This is a genomic window from Streptomyces sp. NPDC001068, from assembly GCF_042897315.1.
In the GTDB taxonomy this organism is placed as follows: domain Bacteria; phylum Actinomycetota; class Actinomycetes; order Streptomycetales; family Streptomycetaceae; genus Streptomyces.
The window spans coordinates 89,576-105,379 of sequence record NZ_JBIAYD010000015.1; the positions used below are offsets into that span (position 1 = coordinate 89,576).

16 protein-coding genes and 3 pseudogenes are annotated in these 15,804 nt (G+C 69.3%); 13 read left to right on the forward strand and 6 right to left on the reverse strand.

Annotated elements, in window-relative coordinates:
- Positions 1-91: 91 nt before the first annotated feature.
- Positions 92-2,044 (reverse strand): LamG-like jellyroll fold domain-containing protein, encoded by a 1,953-nt coding sequence (locus ACFY3I_RS36275; RefSeq protein WP_390865249.1) that lies wholly within the window; start codon positions 2,042-2,044, stop codon positions 92-94.
- 96 nt (positions 2,045-2,140) lie between these two features.
- On the opposite strand from ACFY3I_RS36275, the gene ACFY3I_RS36280 reads away from it, so the two are divergent.
- From ACFY3I_RS36280 to ACFY3I_RS36295, 4 genes are all read left to right on the forward strand, one after another.
- Positions 2,141-2,314, forward strand: a complete 174-nt coding sequence (locus ACFY3I_RS36280; RefSeq protein WP_390865250.1) for a hypothetical protein — start codon at positions 2,141-2,143, stop codon at positions 2,312-2,314.
- Positions 2,315-2,819: 505 nt separating this feature from the next.
- Positions 2,820-4,760, forward strand: a complete 1,941-nt coding sequence (locus tag ACFY3I_RS36285) for an N-acetylmuramoyl-L-alanine amidase (RefSeq protein ID WP_390865251.1) — start codon at positions 2,820-2,822, stop codon at positions 4,758-4,760.
- Positions 4,761-4,979: 219 nt separating this feature from the next.
- On the forward strand, positions 4,980-5,300 hold the full coding sequence (locus ACFY3I_RS36290) for a hypothetical protein (protein ID WP_390865252.1): 321 nt from the start codon (positions 4,980-4,982) through the stop codon (positions 5,298-5,300).
- A 131-nt stretch (positions 5,301-5,431) separates the two neighbouring features.
- The gene (locus tag ACFY3I_RS36295; RefSeq protein ID WP_390865253.1) at positions 5,432-5,743 is read left to right on the forward strand and encodes a hypothetical protein; all 312 of its coding nucleotides are present in this window, start codon (positions 5,432-5,434) and stop codon (positions 5,741-5,743) included.
- Between the two features lie 96 nt (positions 5,744-5,839).
- On the opposite strand, the gene ACFY3I_RS36300 is transcribed toward ACFY3I_RS36295, so the two are convergent.
- Positions 5,840-6,280, reverse strand: a complete 441-nt coding sequence (locus tag ACFY3I_RS36300) for a GMC oxidoreductase (protein ID WP_390865254.1) — start codon at positions 6,278-6,280, stop codon at positions 5,840-5,842.
- A gap of 121 nt (positions 6,281-6,401) precedes the next feature.
- Between ACFY3I_RS36300 and ACFY3I_RS36305 the strand changes: the two genes are divergently transcribed.
- On the forward strand, positions 6,402-7,145 hold the full coding sequence (locus ACFY3I_RS36305) for a TetR/AcrR family transcriptional regulator (RefSeq protein ID WP_390865255.1): 744 nt from the start codon (positions 6,402-6,404) through the stop codon (positions 7,143-7,145).
- Between the two features lie 73 nt (positions 7,146-7,218).
- Here the strand turns inward: ACFY3I_RS36305 and ACFY3I_RS36310 are convergent, their stop codons facing one another.
- Positions 7,219-7,824 (reverse strand): serine hydrolase, encoded by a 606-nt coding sequence (locus tag ACFY3I_RS36310; protein ID WP_390865256.1) that lies wholly within the window; start codon positions 7,822-7,824, stop codon positions 7,219-7,221.
- A 77-nt stretch (positions 7,825-7,901) separates the two neighbouring features.
- Here ACFY3I_RS36310 and ACFY3I_RS36315 point away from each other — a divergent pair.
- Both ACFY3I_RS36315 and ACFY3I_RS36320 read left to right on the forward strand, forming a co-directional pair.
- Positions 7,902-8,324 (forward strand): annotated as a pseudogene (locus tag ACFY3I_RS36315) (alpha/beta fold hydrolase); the annotation flags it as partial.
- A gap of 170 nt (positions 8,325-8,494) precedes the next feature.
- The gene (locus ACFY3I_RS36320; protein ID WP_390865257.1) at positions 8,495-9,271 is read left to right on the forward strand and encodes an alpha/beta fold hydrolase; all 777 of its coding nucleotides are present in this window, start codon (positions 8,495-8,497) and stop codon (positions 9,269-9,271) included.
- Between the two features lie 278 nt (positions 9,272-9,549).
- Here ACFY3I_RS36320 and ACFY3I_RS36325 read toward each other — a convergent pair whose 3' ends face one another.
- On the reverse strand, positions 9,550-10,095 hold the full coding sequence (locus ACFY3I_RS36325) for a hypothetical protein (protein ID WP_390865258.1): 546 nt from the start codon (positions 10,093-10,095) through the stop codon (positions 9,550-9,552).
- A gap of 354 nt (positions 10,096-10,449) precedes the next feature.
- Between ACFY3I_RS36325 and ACFY3I_RS36330 the strand changes: the two genes are divergently transcribed.
- Positions 10,450-10,848, forward strand: coding sequence for a 6-pyruvoyl tetrahydropterin synthase family protein (locus ACFY3I_RS36330; RefSeq protein ID WP_390865259.1), 399 nt, complete (start codon positions 10,450-10,452; stop codon positions 10,846-10,848).
- A 335-nt stretch (positions 10,849-11,183) separates the two neighbouring features.
- Positions 11,184-11,465 (forward strand): annotated as a pseudogene (locus tag ACFY3I_RS36335) (RNA polymerase sigma factor); the annotation flags it as partial.
- 124 nt (positions 11,466-11,589) lie between these two features.
- Here ACFY3I_RS36335 and ACFY3I_RS36340 read toward each other — a convergent pair.
- On the reverse strand, positions 11,590-11,760 hold the full coding sequence (locus ACFY3I_RS36340) for a hypothetical protein (protein WP_390865332.1): 171 nt from the start codon (positions 11,758-11,760) through the stop codon (positions 11,590-11,592).
- 675 nt (positions 11,761-12,435) lie between these two features.
- On the opposite strand from ACFY3I_RS36340, the gene ACFY3I_RS36345 reads away from it, so the two are divergent.
- The gene (locus tag ACFY3I_RS36345) at positions 12,436-13,281 is read left to right on the forward strand and encodes a prephenate dehydratase (protein WP_365292368.1); all 846 of its coding nucleotides are present in this window, start codon (positions 12,436-12,438) and stop codon (positions 13,279-13,281) included.
- A gap of 40 nt (positions 13,282-13,321) precedes the next feature.
- Here ACFY3I_RS36345 and ACFY3I_RS36350 read toward each other — a convergent pair whose 3' ends face one another.
- Positions 13,322-13,939 (reverse strand): TetR/AcrR family transcriptional regulator, encoded by a 618-nt coding sequence (locus ACFY3I_RS36350; RefSeq protein WP_390865260.1) that lies wholly within the window; start codon positions 13,937-13,939, stop codon positions 13,322-13,324.
- A 487-nt stretch (positions 13,940-14,426) separates the two neighbouring features.
- Between ACFY3I_RS36350 and ACFY3I_RS36355 the strand changes: the two are divergent.
- The 3 genes and pseudogenes from ACFY3I_RS36355 to ACFY3I_RS36365 all read left to right on the forward strand — a co-directional run.
- Positions 14,427-14,795 (forward strand): annotated as a pseudogene (locus ACFY3I_RS36355) (Bax inhibitor-1/YccA family protein); the annotation flags it as partial.
- Between the two features lie 13 nt (positions 14,796-14,808).
- Positions 14,809-14,952, forward strand: a complete 144-nt coding sequence (locus ACFY3I_RS36360; RefSeq protein WP_390865261.1) for a Bax inhibitor-1/YccA family protein — start codon at positions 14,809-14,811, stop codon at positions 14,950-14,952.
- 82 nt (positions 14,953-15,034) lie between these two features.
- On the forward strand, positions 15,035-15,679 hold the full coding sequence (locus ACFY3I_RS36365; RefSeq protein WP_390865262.1) for a DsbA family oxidoreductase: 645 nt from the start codon (positions 15,035-15,037) through the stop codon (positions 15,677-15,679).
- The last annotated feature ends 125 nt before the right edge of the window (positions 15,680-15,804 follow it).

Sequence of the window (15,804 nt, forward strand, 5' to 3'; positions counted from 1 at the left end):
ACCGGCCGGTGCCCGACTTCGTGGTCACCGGCCGGTCGTGTGTCGGCGCGCCCTCGGCCCGTCGAGGTGGGCCGAGGGCGCCGGCCTGTTCCTACTTGGCCGTCAGGAACTCCTTCGCGGCGAGCGGTCGGTCGACGATGCGGATGTCACCGAGGTTGCCGTGGAAGACGACGTCGACGGCACCGGCGTACTCGTGGCCGCCTACCAGCCAGGGCAGTCCGAGCGAGGTGAGGCCGACCGAGAGTCTGTTCGGGTTGTCGACGACCGGCGCACCCTCGACGTACAGACGCGTGAAGCGGCCGTCGTTGACCACCGCCAGGTGCCACCACTTGAGCTCCACCAGGCCGTGACCCCAGTTGGTCGTCGGGTAGGTGTCGTTCGTCGGGTAGTGGTTGAACTGCGGCTCGCGGCCGTTGTTGGTGATGGCGAACTGGGCCAGCGGCTCGTTGGGGTCGGTGTTCTTGCCGTGCTTGCCCGCGGCCCCGGCGGAGCCCCGGCGGCTGAGGAACGAGGCGTTGCCGTTCTTCCCGGCGTCCCAGTCCAGCGGCATCCTGACGAACGCCTCGATCGTGTAACCACGCCGGAACGTCTCGGAGTTCAGGGGGGCCGTCGCACCGGTGGTCAGGTACGCGCCGTGCACGGGGTTGCGTCCGCCGGCGAACTGCAGGCTGGCGTGGCCGGGCTGGTCGGGGTGGTGGTCGGCCGACCAGGTCAGCGCGTCGGCCGCGGTCCCGGGCACGCTCACCACGGTCAGGTCGTTGCCCTTGCCGGACAGGTCGCGGATCCGCTGCCCCTCGGAGAGGGCCGTACCGGGCGCGCCCTGGCCGTCGAAGCGCCAGTACGCCAGCGTGCCCTTCACCAGCTCTCGGGAGGCCGGTCGCGCCGGTCGCACCGGAATCGGGTCGAATCCGGAGAATCGCTTCTCGAAGTCGATCGGCACCGAGAAGTTGTCGACCGGGCCGCTCACCCGGGCGAGTTCGGCCGCCAGCGCGTTGCGGGACTCGGGTTCCTGGGCGAGGATCCAGGGGTTGATCGTCTCGACGTCGATCGTGTTGCGGGCCAGGTCGAAGTGGTACAGGCGGATCATGCCGCCGCCGCCGAAGTACCGGTTCTGGTAGTTGGCGATGTGCAGGTGCACGTCGTTGCCGGCGGCGTTCTTCTTGGTGGTGCGGGCCGGCGGCCAGTAGTGGCCGTTGACGGTCAGGAACACCTGGTCGTTGTCCTCGACCAGCTTGTCCCAGACCGTCTGGCCGTGGTCGGAGAGGCCGGCGTTGTCCTCCGGGTCCCCGGACTCGTACGGGAAAACGTTGTCATCGTAGTTCGACCACACCATGTCGTGCGTCGTGAGGATCACGGGCATCTTCGGGTGGGCCTTGATGACCTCGTCGGCCCACGCGAAGCCCTGGTCGGTGGTGCGCCAGTCCAGGGCCAGCAGCAGCCAGGAGCGGCCGGCCGCCTGGAAGATGTGCGCGGTGTTGTACCCGGTCTTGTCCGCGCCCGCGAACGTCTTCGAGTGCCTGAACCTGCTAGGGCCCATGGTCTGGAGGTACGTCGTGTCGCCGCGGGTGTCATCGCCGCTCAGGTCGTGGTTGCCCGCGACGACGCTGTAGGCGGCGCCGTGCGCGTCCAGCAGTGCGAACGCCTTGTCGACCTGCTCGAACGACGACGGGTCGGCGTCCTGGGTCATGTCACCGAGGTGGGCCATGAACACGATGTTGAGATCGGGGTTCCCGCTGTTGTTGATGATGTAGCGGAAAGACTCCTCCTGCGGAGTCCGGTCCACGCTGTCCTGGCTGCCCCAGTACATGAACTGGGTGTCCGGCATGACGGCGAGGGTGAACTGGAGGGACGTCGGATCCGGATTCCACTTCCCGACCTTGCCGGGCTTGACCGCCTCCGCGGCGAGAGCGGGCGACGCACCGAGCACGGACGCACCGGTCCCCGTCACCGCCGCCCCAGCACCGGCGAGGGCCGCGTTGCGCAGAAATCCTCGACGGCTGTGACCGGTCGAGTCGTGGGTGTGGTTGTCACCATCAGTGCACATGAAAGCTCTTTCAGAGTGTTTGATCATGCAATGAACAAGCTAGACAGATGCTCGGCGGGCCGGGCGGACGAGAGATGGCCATCGACCGTCAGGCACTTGGCGACTGTCGAACGCTCAGGTCATGTGGTGACCGGGGAGCGTTTTTCCGATGAAGGCGCGGTGGCGGCCCGCTTGCGGCATCCTGGGCGACGGCGGGTGCTGGATCGGGCGGCCTCGACGGGCGTCGACCATGGCCGCGCCTGCGCGATGAGCCGCCTTCAGCTCAAGTGAGCGTGGATGCCGCCGAGGTGGCGAGAGGTCTCCAACCGTCCGCGCTCCCGTGAAGAGGGATCCCTCGTGAGCAACGAAGAACCCGTCGCCGTGGGAGTCGTGGTCAGTGGCGGCTGCCGGGCTGTTCCGGCGCGGCATACCCCCTCAACACCTTCACACTTTCGTAGCTGTCCGGCTACGTATTTCCGTGCATCAACCACATATGATGATTGCATCGTCAATCAAATTTCCCGTGGCGGCTTTGCCGCGGGGTGCCTCGGTCATGGGGCGCGCGCCCGGCAACGAGGCCGGTGCGGGTGCCTCGTCCCTTGATCTTCGACGACGGCCTTCCGGACTCCTTGTCCGGGTGGGCCGCACGCGTTGGAACAGGTTCACCGGCAGGTGGCCGGTCAGTTGTCCCGACCGGCCGTCGAGGGCTCCGGCACACGTGCTCCTTGCCGGCGACCTGATCAGCGGTGCGCTCAACCACTTTCAACTTCTGAGTTCCGACAAAGGATCAAGCACGTTGCACAAGAGGAAAACGCGGCGGAGAGTGTTCGTCGCCATCGCGGTCGGCACGCTGGCCGCGGGCGGCCTGGCCGTTCAGCCACTCACCGCGCTGGCCGACACCGGCGGCACCGCGAACAGCTCTCTCGACACACGCCAGCAGGACTTCACCTCGGCGGCCGCCGAGTACCACGTTCCGACGAGCGTCCTGCTCGGTCTGGCCTACCAGGAGTCCGCCTGGGAGTCGCACGGGGCGCAGGTCAGTGCGGACGGCGGCTACGGGCCCATGCACCTCACCGACGTGACCCCGGCCATGATGGCCACGGGCGACGCGGGCGCGGTCGGGCGCAGCGACCTGAAGTCGATGGCCGCGAACCCGGCGTTGCACACGCTGCAGGCCGCCGCCAAGCTGACCGGTCTGTCCGAGGACGAGCTGCGCAAGGATCCCGCGGCGAACATCCGGGGCGGCGCGGCCCTGCTGGCCTCCTACGAGAAGCAAGTCGTCGGCGGCGCTCCAAAGGACGCGTCCCGGTGGTACGGCGCCGTCGCGCGCTACAGCCAGGCGTCGCACAAGCAGGACGCCAAGGTCTTCGCGGACCGCGTGTTCTCCACCATGCGCAGCGGCAAGGGCGTCACCACCAAGGACGGCCAGCGGGTCCGGCTCGCCGCGACCCCCTCGGTGAACCCCGCTCTCGCCCAGGTGGACCGGCTCCATCTGAAGAACGCGGCGACCGCCGACACCGAGTGTCCGCCGGCCGTGCCGTGCACCTTCGTGCCCGGTTCCCAGGCGGGACTGCAGGTCTCCAACCGCCCGGCCAACGGCATCAAGATCGACACCATCGTCATCCACGACCTGGAAGGCACGTACGACTCCGGCGTCGCCAGTCTGGCCAACCCGGCCAACGGCGTGTCGACGAACTACGTCATGCGGTCCTCGGACGGCGCGGTGACGCAGATGGTGCCCACGAAGGACATCGCCTTCCAGGCGGGCGACTACTCCACGAACCTGCACTCCGTAGGCATCGAACACGAGGGCTACGCCGCGCAGGGCGCCACCTGGTACACGGAAGCCCAGTACCAGTCCACGGCCTACCTCGTGCAGTACCTGGCCCACCGGTTCGACATACCGCTGGACCGCCAGCACATCCTGGGCCACGACGACGTCGCGGGGCCGAGCCTGTCCGGCGTCCGCAACCAGCACTGGGACCCGGGTCCCAGCTGGGACTGGGACCACTTCATGAAGCTGGTCGGCGCGCCGCTCAGCGGGATACGCGCCACCGCTCCCGTGGGCTCGGTCGTCACCATCGACCCCGTCTTCGACACCAACGTGCAGACGGTCCGGGTGTGCCCGGCCGACGACCCGACCGGTGCGACCCCCTCCTGCACGGAGCGGGACCAGAAGTCGAACTTCGTCTACCTGCGCACCGCCCCGGACGCGTCGGCCCCGCTCTTCGGGGACCAGGCGATCCACGGCACGGCCGCGGGCACCGACGAGATCAGCGACTGGGGCAGTACCGCGCAGGCAGGCCAGCAGTTCGTCGTCGCCGATGAGCAGGGCGACTGGACCGCCATCTGGTACAGCGGCGCCGAGGTGTGGTTCTACAACCCCGACGGCCGGAACACCAAGCAGGTCTACGGCGTGAAGGTCATCAAGGCCGCCGGCACCGGACCGGTGTCCGTCTACGGGACGAGCTACCCGGACGCTTCGGAGTACCCGGCCGGTCTGGGCGCCTCGGCGCAGGCCCCCATCAGCGGGTACGGCATTCCCGCCGGTCAGGCGTACGTCGCCACCCAGGCGCCGTTCGCGACGGTCGACTACTTCAAGACCAGCGGCACGGTCGTGACCGGTGCGAAGACGATGTACACGATCCAGTTCAACCACCGCGTGGCCCTCGTGTACTCCGGCGACGTCACCGCGATCACCGCGGTGCATCACTGGGAGGACGGGGCAACGGGCTGACAGTCCCCGCGCCCTCGGCAGCGGTGGGGTGGAGCGGGTCCCGGACCCGCTCCACCCCACCGGCATGTCGGTGACTCGGCGGGACTGGAAGGCGACTCGGAGGGCCTGTCGGCTCATTCACGAGACAGCTTGCCGCGCGGACAAGGCCGCCCGGGGGTACGGACGTACTCCTTGCCGTGATTCGGGGTAGGCGGTGTGGCACCCGACGGAAGGATCGTCATGACCACCTACGTGATCACCGTGCCCGGTACGTTCACCGCCGGCGTCGACGACGCGGCCCGGCAGCGGCTTGGGCGGGCGCTGCGGCCCGCGGATCCGCACGGCACCAGAATGGGCAGCGCCGAGGACCTGGACGTGCTCGCCGTCAACGACGACAACACCTTCGCTCTCCGGCTCACCGTGGAAGCCGACAGCAACGCCGACGCGGAGCGCGAGGCGAGGCGGCTCGCGGACACCGCGCTGCGGGACGCCGGGCTCGACGCGGACGGCGTGCCGCTCGGCCCCGCAGTGATCACCGGAATCGACTCCGAGATCGCCTGACCTGCCGCGGACCGGCCGGCCCGCCGCGCGCCCGTGCGGTGGTGGCCGGCCGGGTGCGTGCTCCAGTTCGCCGTGCTGCCCGAGGCGAACCGCGTCTGTCATGCTGTGCGCCTCATGGAGAGAGGTGACGCGTGTCCGACCCGATCGCCGGATGGATCTGGAGCCGCAACCTGCGAGCCTTCCTCGAGCTGCTGTCCCGCTACGTCGGATACGACTTCGACGAAACCGACTGGCAGGCCATCGAAGCCGGCGTCCAGGAGACCGACGACGAGGTATCCGGCAGCTGGTACAGGTATGCCGTGGTCGGCACGAACGCGACCGTGCAGGTTGCCCTCGCGCGAGCCGTCGGCGGCGAGGAGGTCTCTGTCAGCGTCACCGGAGCTGAGACACCTGAGCTTCAGCTCCGCACGGACACACTCATGTCCGCCTTCGCCGGCATCTGACCGACCGGCTTGACGCGACTCCCGTGCCCGTCGTCACCACTTCCGGACCTCCATCGCGGGGTGAGTGTGTCCCCCAGGGGCTGCCGGTGCGGCGGGTCAGCGCCCGCGCAGTAGGTCGGCGGCCCGCTCGGCGATCGCGTACACGGTGGCGTTGGTGTTGCTGGAGGGAATGGACGGGATCACGGACGCGTCGGCGACACGCAGCCCGTCCAGCCCGTGGACGCGCAACGCGGAGTCCACGACGGACACCTCGTCCTCGCCCATCATGCAGGTGCCGACAGGATGGCAGTACGAGCCGAAGTGCCGACGGGCGAAGTCGCTGAGCGACCGCGCGTCCACCGCGTTGAGTCCGGGGCTCACCTCTTCGATGCCCCACTCCGCGAGGGCGGGCGACCAGGCGATTCCGCGTGCCGCCTTGATCCCGGACAGCACCACCCGCAGGTCCTCCTCCGCGGCGAAGTAGTTCGGGTCGATCAGCGGCGGCGCGTACGGATCCGCCGAGGTGATGCGCAGCGTGCCACGGCTCGCCGGGCGCATGGGGGAGACGCCGATGGTGAAACCGTTGCCGGCCGGTCCGTCCCTTGGTGAATCAGTGGTCGCGCTTTGAGCGTAACACTGGTTCAAACCGATGGTTCGGTGGATTTGGTACCGTTGATTCATGAGCGTGGACATGATGGACGACCGCAACCCGGAGGCGCTGACGCGCAAGATCGTCCTGGCCGCTGCGGACGTACTGGAGAAGGACGGCCTCGAAGCCATGTCCGTGCGGGCGGTGGCGGCGCGCGCCGACGTCTTCCCGCCGACGATCTTCAGGGTCTTCAAGGACAAGGACGGCTTGCTGGAGGCGCTGGCCGACTACGGCTTCGAGCGGTATCTCCGGTCCAAGAGCCGGCTGCCCCAGAGCGACGACCCGGTGGCCGACCTGCGAGCCGCCTGGGACCTGCACGTCGAGTTCGGGCTGATGCAGCCCGCCTACTACGCCCTGGTCTTCGGACCTTCGCGCTCGGGAGGGCTGTCCCGCGCCGGTCGCAAGGCCGTCGCCGAACTGCAGCGCATGATCACGCGCGTCGCCGTGACCGGTCGTCTGCGCATGACCGTCGAGCGGGCCACGGCCGTGATGCACGCGGCAGGCGTCGGCGTGGTCTCCACCCTCATCAGCACTCCGCCCGAGCAACGCGACCCGGGTACGGCCCAGGTGTCCCGCGACATGGTCCTCGACGCCATCACCGCATCCGCCGCCGAACCGGAGATCACCGGGACGCCGGGCAAGGCGGCCGGTCCCGCCATGGCGCTGCGCGCCACCCTCGCCGACGACGCGGAACTCCCGCTCAGTCCCGGCGAGAAGCTGCTCCTCCTGGAACTGCTCAACCGGCTGGCCGACACGGGGACGGCCACCGGCTGACCCCGGACCACCGTCTCCGCGCCCGTCGTCTCTCACCGGACCGGGGCGGGCCCGTCGGCGGTCCGCCACAGGATCACGGAGTGGCGCCCCGGTCGAGGGACTTGGCGAACGACGTGACCGCGGCCCGTGCCGCCTGCTCCACGAGACCGATGCCGTGCTGCTCCGTGTCGGCGCCGTTCATCAGCACGGCCACGTAGAAGATCCGGCCGTTCTTCTCTATCCGGCCGATGCTGTTGACGTCCCACAACGAGGTCTGGCTCCTTTGCAGCCAGCCGTTCTTGAGGGCGGTGGACGTGCCGGTGTCCGCCGCCGCCGACACGCCCCAGTCCTGGTCCGTCGCGATGTGGGACATCAAGTGCCGCACGGTGGCCCGGGAAGCGGCGTCGAGCGGCGAGACGCTCCCGAACACGTCCTGCAGCAGGCGGACCTGGTCCGCGGCGGTGGTCTGGGTCAGGCCCCATACGGTGCCTTCACCGCCCTTGGTCTGCTTCAGGCCGAGACGTTCGTTCGCCTTGTCCAGACCGCCGGCCCGCCCGATGGTGGCCCACAGGGTGCTGGTGGCGTCGTTGTCGCTGTTCTCCACCATGGCGGTGGCCAGGTCGTGTTCGCGGGCGGTGAGTTCCCGCCTGTCGTCGGCGGCCCACTTCCGGGTCCGCTCGTCCAGGAGCGCGACCGACATGCCGCCGCCCCCGAGCTGCGACGTGACGGGAGCGAGGGGCCCCGCGAGGTTCCGGGCGCCGGCGGGCGGGGCAGCGGAGGCCGGGGGCGTGGAGGCCAGCGGTCACTCAGCTCTCCTGGGGGTCTGTTCCGAACGGTGTCCGGGGCCTGGCATCCGGCCGGCGCGTGCCCGGCCGCCGCCGCGCCGCGGCCGCCCTCCCCTGCCGGTTCCGGGGTGGCGCACGGCTACCCGGACCGGCCCTTCATCATGCCCTCACCTCGCTGCCCAAACACGTCATCTCCGGCGACGAGGACGACACCTGGACGGCGGCGCAGCCGGAGGACATGGCCATCCGGCTGCGAGCCCACCGGACCGTGCTGGCCGGCACCGGGCATTCGCCGAACCTCCAGCGTCCCGCCGAGACGGCCGGTGCCCTGATCGGCTTCTGGTCGGGCGTGCGCCGGGACGGCGGAGACGCAGGCCCTGCGCCGCATCAGCACGAGCGGGCCGCCGGAGCGTAACCGGACGGCAGGTCGGCATCCGGCATTCGTGCGGTGCGGGGCGTTGCGGTGCGGGGCGTTGCGGTGGCGCGGGCGGGGCATGACGTGACTCACACACCCGTGAACGAACCTTTGGCCCCCCGGAGATCCGTGTCGTTGGCAGAGGCACGACTTCACGATGCGGAGGTTTCATGCCAACCCCAGTGGCCCCAACGGATCCTCCGTCCGCCGTCGCCGGTCCGCTCGCACCGGGCGAACACTCCTTCCGGCTGGGCGGCATCACGCAGCGCTATCACGTGCACGGGACCGGACCGGTGTGCGTCGTCCATCCCGGAGGACCCGGCCTGTTCTGGGACCACCTGCGGGTCCCCGCCTTGGAACGCCACCTGACCATGGTCTACGTCGAGCCCATCGGCACCGGCGGATCGGGACGTCTGCCCTCGCATCCGCACGGCTACACCCGCGACCGTTACAGCCGCTTCCTGCAGGTCCTCATCAACCGTCTGTCCACGGGGATGGTCCATCTTCTCGGACACGCCGACGGAGCACTGGTGGCCGCCCACCACGCCCTGCAGCGGCCGGAGCGCCTGGCGGGCGTCATCCTCTACGAAGGAACGCCGGAACCCGGTCCCGAACAGGGCCTCCCGGACGGCGGGCGGCGGGCCGCGTACATCTCGGGGCTGGACGAGGACCTGCGCCCGCTGCGCGCCGGTGTTCCACCGGGGTTGGCGGCGGTGAGGCTCCCGACGCTGGTCATCACGGGACGGAACACGTCCGGCGACGCGTACCGCCGGGCACGGGAGCTGCACGAGGCCGTCCCGGGGTCGCGACTGCGGACCGCCGGATCCGAAGTGGCGCACATCGAGGAACCGGGCCGCTTCAGCCGGATGGTGCACGACTTCGTCCTCGAGACGATCGCCCACGACGTCAGGGCCGACCGCTCCCTCCCGGGCGTCGGAAGGGCGTGAACCTTCCGGGTTCCGCGATGCGTGTGGGGAGTGCGGGCATACGCAGGGTCCCGGGCTCGACAGTGCCGCCTTGGAGACGATGGTATTTTCCATGCGCCTTGTAGTTGTAGGCGCAACTAAAATGGATCAGCCGTGTGCGCAGCGGAAACGCCTGGTCGCTGTCATCCGTCCCGTCCGTGGTGTTTCTCCACGCCGAACAGCGAAACCGAACAAGTGGCCGGTCCACTTTTGGTTGCGCAGAAAATTAAAGATGATCGTCCGGGGGAACACACGGCAGGCTATGCGCCGGAGATCCCGCTCTCCCCGGGCTGGCTGAGGGTGTACATCACGGAGCGCCGCTGCCGGTGCCGCTGGACCCGGCCCTTGGCCACCAGCGACTCGAGCGTGTTCCGTACGACCTGGGGTGTCGGCGCCCGGTCGGGGTGCTTCTGCAGGAACTCCTCTCGCAGCTCCCTGGCCAGGCAGGGCTCGCCGTGGTCGCCGAGCAGCTCGATCAGGAGATCTACGAGCAGGGGCTGGTGCGCCTTGCCCTTCACCTCGGACGATGTGCCCGTGACCTGGCCCCTGGCGTGGGCGGCGGCGGGTGAACGCCGCTGCTTGCGTGGCGCGGACCGGCTCTGCGCCTGCACGGCCGGGCGCGACGCGTCCGACGGGTTCTCGTAGCGTTCGGCGAGAGTCAGAATGTCCACCAGCAGGGACTCCTCCTGCTGCAGCTTCGAGATCTCCTCGATGAGTTCCCGCTGCCGTTGGCGATTCTCCTCGAGATCCGACGCGGCCTGTTCCGCATACCGCGATCGGAGCGTGCCGGCTGACTGGCTGGTCACTACCGTTCACTCCCTCTCATCAATCACGCTGCGCATGCTATCCAGATCGGTGGGGATATGCGCGGCCCTCGTCCTGACAGCCCGCCGACATGGCAGCTCACATGCACGGGAGAGGTGTGAGCCGAGGGGCACACGCGACGGGTATGCTCCTTGCCCTGCGCCGGTGTTGCTCGTCATCCGGGCGGGGCCGTGTCGGTCCGCTGCGCGGATCACGATTCACATGTGTTTCCGTCCGGCGGCCGTCGTGACGCGTGCGCCCTACCCCGGAACGCACCCGCGCACGTATCCAAGCGGAGCCACCGCCGCCCGTCCCGTACGGCGTGCGGCGGTTTTCACAGTCAGGGGAGAGATCCGATGTTCAGCATCACCGTCCGTGATCACATGATGATCGCGCACAGTTTCCAGGGCGAGGTCTTCGGGCCCGCTCAGCGGCTGCACGGGGCTACGTTCCTCGTGGACGCCACGTTCCGACGCAGCGAGCTGGACGACGACAACATCGTCGTCGACATGGGTCTGGCCGGCACCGAGCTCCGTTCGGCGATCGACGACCTCAACTACCGTAATCTCGACGACAAGGAGGAGTTCAAGGGGGTCAACACCTCCACGGAATACCTCGCGGCACTGATCGCCGACCGTCTGGTCGACCGTATCCACCAGGGTGCGCTCGGGAAGAACGCGCTCGGCATCTCGCAGGTCGCGGTCACCCTGCACGAGTCGCACGTCGCCTGGGCCAGTTTCGAACGCTCCGTGTGACGTGCGCGTCGTGTGACGTGCGCTCCGTGTGAGGCGGTGCCGTCCCGGACGGCGCTTCCGCGGCACGTCGGCGTCACAAGTACGGCAGTCTTCGGAAACTCCTGTCTGTCTACAGTGCGCGGGCCGAGGTTGTTTCCCGCCTCGTATCACCACGTATGACAGAGAACCAGGACGGCTCGGAGAACGATGGCAACGCCCCCCACGACAACAACCTGTTCGGATCTTCTCGGGGTCATCATGAGGGAGTATCGGGACGGGTTGGTCTCGTACGCGGAGCGGATGCTGGGGGACCGGGGGCTCGCCGAGGACATCGTGCAGGAGACGATCATCCGGGCATGGCGGAACATGGACCGCCTGCTCGGGACGGAGGGTTCGGTGAGGGCTGGCTCTTCACCGTCACCCGTCACCTGGTGGTCGACTGGGTGCGCAAACCGCACCGGCGCAAGGAGGTCGTGGGCGGCACGTACCACGATCCGCCTTCGGGGACCGAGCACATGGAGGCGGTGCACCACATCATGGTGGCCAAGCCCACGCTGAACAGGCTGTCGCCGGAGCACCGGGCGGTCCTCGTCCATCTCTACCTCTGTGACCGCACGATCAAGGAGACGGCCGACATCCTCGGCATACCGGCGGGCACGGTTAAGTCACGCCAGCACAACGCCCTGCGCAGACTCCGCGGCACGTCCCCGCCGAGGCGCTCGCCTAGCCGAGGCGTGTCGCCGGTGTGCGGCCTCTCGCGACCTAGCGGCCGTGCCGTCGCGGGGTCATCTCCAGTGCCGACGTCAGCTGCTGCCGGAGCGTCTCGCCGTACGGATCGTGGCGCCGGTCCTGGGCCAGGACCGGCAGCAGGTTCCGCTCGGCGGTTGTCCACGCGAAGGCGTCGGCGCGTCCGCTGAACTCCTGTCGCAGCACGCCCGCGTCGTCCGTGCGGCGGACGGGGGATCTGCGTTCCGTACGTGGGTGCGCACTGCCGTGCTCGCGTGTCGTGCCCGCTCGCCGGAGCCGCGCCCGCGCCGTCCTCAGGTCACACGTACGGGCACCCCGGCTGAGCACACGTATGACGGCGTGCGACTTCTCACAGCTGCGACTTCTCACCGCCGCCGAGGACGTCGCCCGGGCCGCCTGTGCGAGAGGGTGCTCGGCAGTCCACCTCTGTGGCCGTGGACGACAGCGGTGTTCACCGCCCGGCAACCGCATCCCAACGACCTGGGTCACGCACGCCAGCCGCACCCGCGACGGGTGTCGTCACGTCGACGGACGACGGTGAGGCCGCCGGGGGCTCCGTGGCGCCGCCGAAGCGTCGGAGTCTCCGTGACGCGACTGGTGCTCCGGAGACCCCGTGGTGCGGCCGGTGCTTTCCCGGTTCCCCGTAGGGGGACAGCAGCCGACACCGTGCCACCGGTCCGCCAAGACCTCATCCGGTGTGTTCGCGCGCTCCGTACCCCCACCTGCCCCGTCCGACCCTTGAGATGGGCACCCACGGGTCCGCTCCGCCGGGAAAGGATCGCCCATACTGCAGTGCACGAGGTTCGCCGGGCAGCCCACGGCGTACCCCAGCGACATTCATACGCGGAAGGCTCAGACACGGTGACGACCGTCGCATACCAGGGGGAACCCGGGTCCAACTCCTCGACCGTGGCGCGCCGGTTGTATCCGGCGGGCCGGGAGCTGCCCTTCACCGGTTTCGAACAGGCCCTTGACGCCGTCACCCTGGACGCCGCCGACGTCGCGGTGATCCCCGTGGACAACTCCGCGGCCGGACGGGTCGCGGACGTGCACCATCTGCTACCGGAGTCGGGGCTGTTCATCATCGCCGAGTACTTCCTGGCGATCCGGTTCGACCTGATGGGGGTGCCCGGGACCACACCCGACCAGGTGGAGTTCGTCCGCAGCCACGTGCACGCGCTCGGGCAGTGCCGGAAGGTGCTGCGGGAGGGCGGCTGGCGCACCCTGGTGTGCGACGACACGGCCGGGGCGGCTCGTGAGGTGGCGGAGCTGAACGACCCCCGGCACGCGGCTCTCGCCCCGCCCGCCGCCGCGGAACTGTTCGGCCTCGACGTGCTCCGGTCCGGAGTCGAGGACGACCCCGACAACACGACCCGGTTCGTCGTGCTCTCCCGGGAGGCCGCGCCGCTGCCGCTCACGGCGGAACCGACGATGACGAGCCTGTTCTTCAACGTGCGCAACATCCCCAGCGCGCTGTACAAGGCACTCGGCGGATTCGCGAGCGGCGCCGTCAACCTCACCAAGATCGAGAGCTACCAGATCGGTGCCGGGCTGAACGCGAGCCGGTTCTACGCCGAGATCGAAGGACACCCCGACGAGCCCCGGGTCGAACTCGCCCTCCAGGAGCTGCGGTTCTTCTCGGACGAAGTACGCATCCTCGGGGTGTACCCCGCGCACGCCCACCGGTTGAGCGAACGCCAGGGCTGACGGGCGAGGCCGGCTGTCCCGCGGCAGGGGCTGCGTCAGGTCAGGACTGCGCCTGCGACGGGTGATCCCGCACACCGAGCAGGGCGCTGCAGTTGGGCCAGAGCGTGCTGAGCTGGGCCGGGTCGTTGTGCAGCTTGGCGAACAGCACCTGGCCCTCGGCCTGCGCGACCATGGAACGGGCGACACCGCTCGCGTCGGACGCCGTCACCTCATCCCGCTGCTGCGCCTCGGTGACGACCGCGGTGACCAGGTCCACCTGCGTCTCGAAGATGCTCTGCAGGCGCCGGCGTACGGCGTCGACCTGGGTGCTCATCTCCAGGGAGAGGTTTCCGAACATGCAGCCGAGGACCCAGCCGCAGCCCTCCTGGCCGGCCTGCTGACGTGTCCGCATGCCTTCGAACAACTGCCGCAGCCGCTGCAGGGGCTCGGCGTCGCCGTTCAGGACGGCCTCCCAGTCGAGGCGTTCCGTGGCCCACTGCTCGTCGATCACGGCGAGGGCGAGCGTTTCCTTCGACTCGAAGAAGTAGTAGAAGCTGCCCTTCGGGACGCCTGCCGCCTTGCAGATCTCGGCCACGCCGAGAGCCGAGTATCCACGCTGCTCGATCAGCGTCCGAGCCGCGGTGAGGATCTTGTGCTTGGCGTCACTCGTCCGTCCCATGCCAAAAGTATACGACCGACCGACTAGCGGCCCCGAGCCCTCGCGGCCCGCTCGCCGAGGCCCGCCACGGGCGGGGCGCGACCGGACTGACCGCCGGCATCCGAAGTGAACCTCGGGGGAGTGCGCACACGTCTCCTCCACGACGGTGCCGCACCTCCCGCGTCGACCCCGGGCCGCCCGGGGCAGGGGAGGAGGGATCCGCCACCGGGAGGGGCTTCGAGCCGGCCGTTCGGCATCGGGCCCGAGCCGGGCAGCGGATCCGCCGAGCTGCCGGACGTGGGGTTCCACCGTCGGAAGGTCCGAGTTGAACAGCACCAACCCAGTGCTCTCGATCCGTCGGTTCGAGCGGCAGGGCGGCCGAAAGACGGCGGCCGGGCTGCAGCAGACCGACGCCGTCGTCGTACGGCACGGGATCTGCGGCCGTCAGGACGGCGGCTTCGGTGGCCGCCCGGGATCGGCGCCCCTGCCGGAACTCGTCGCCGACCTGATGACCCTGAAAGGCGTCGTCGCGCGTACCGGCGCGGGCTCGGTTGTGGGCCTCCTGGTCCTGGTCCAGTGCCGCAGAGTCGTCCCGTCGCGCGCCCTGACCCTGACGCACGCGGTGGCCGTGGGCGTTCTCCTCGGAGTGCTGTCCAACACGGTGTCGTTGCACGCCTCGACCGGTGTGTTCGTCCAGTTCGTCCTGGGCACGGTGACCGCGTTCGCGGGTGTGCTGGTGGCCTACGCGCTGCGGTGGATACGGGTGGCCCGGCGGCGGTACGGCTTCTTCTGCGCGGCAGCCATGGCGCTGCTTCTGCTGACCGTGGCCGACGTGCTGCTCTCGCCGTCCCTCGGTGCCGAGGGGCTGGGATTCCACAACGTCGCCGGAGGTGTCCTCTCCGGGGTCGCGGGCGTCGCGCTGGCGGTGCCTTCGCTCACTCCATTTCGGCCGGATCGAGGACGGGCTCAACCGCGGAGCACCCCGGCGACAGGCATGGGCCGCGGCCCTGGGCCTGACGCTGACGCTGGTGTAACTCTACGTGGAGACCGTTCAAGTAGACGGTCGGTCGTCTATCATATCTTCACCAGTCATCCGTCCGAGGAAAGAGGTTGCACATGCGCGTGGAGATCTGGGCCGACATCGCCTGCCCCTGGTGTTACGTCGCCAAGGGGCGCTTCGAAGAAGGTCTCGCGGCCTTCCCGCACCGGGAGCAGGTGGAGGTCGTCCACCGGTCGTTCGAACTGAACCCCCAGGCGGAGAACGGCAGTGTGCCGATCATCGACGCGGTCGCGGCACAGTACGGACGCACCCGTGAGCAGCAGATCGAGAGGGAGGAGCAGGCCGCGGCCATGGCGCGCGCGGTGGGCCTCGGGTTCCGGATCGGCGGGCGTGTCTTCGGGAACACCTTCGACCTGCACCGGCTCATACACTTCGCCAAGACCAAGGGCCTGCAGGCCGAGTTGCTGGATCTCGCCTTCAAGGCGAACTTCGCGGAGGAACGCTCGGTGTACGACCGGCGGACGCAGCTCGGTCTCGCTGTGGAGGCCGGCCTGGACGAGGAGGAGGCGCGCGCGGTGCTCGACGATCCGGTTGCGTACGCCTTGGACGTCCGGGCCGACGAGCAGGCGGCGGCCGACCTGGGCGTCACCGGGGTGCCCTTCTTCGTGCTGGACCGGCGGTACGGCGTGAACGGCGCGCAGTCCTCGGAGACGTTCACCCGAACCCTCGAACAGGCCTGGCAGGACCGAGCGGCCGCTTAGGGGTACGGTACGGCCGTCTCACCGGGCGGTCGTCCCCCGGGCGCGGCCGACCGCCCCGGCGACAGGCGACGCGCTCTCCCAAATATTGCACAATCAAGTATATTGACCGGCGAAATCGGCCGCGA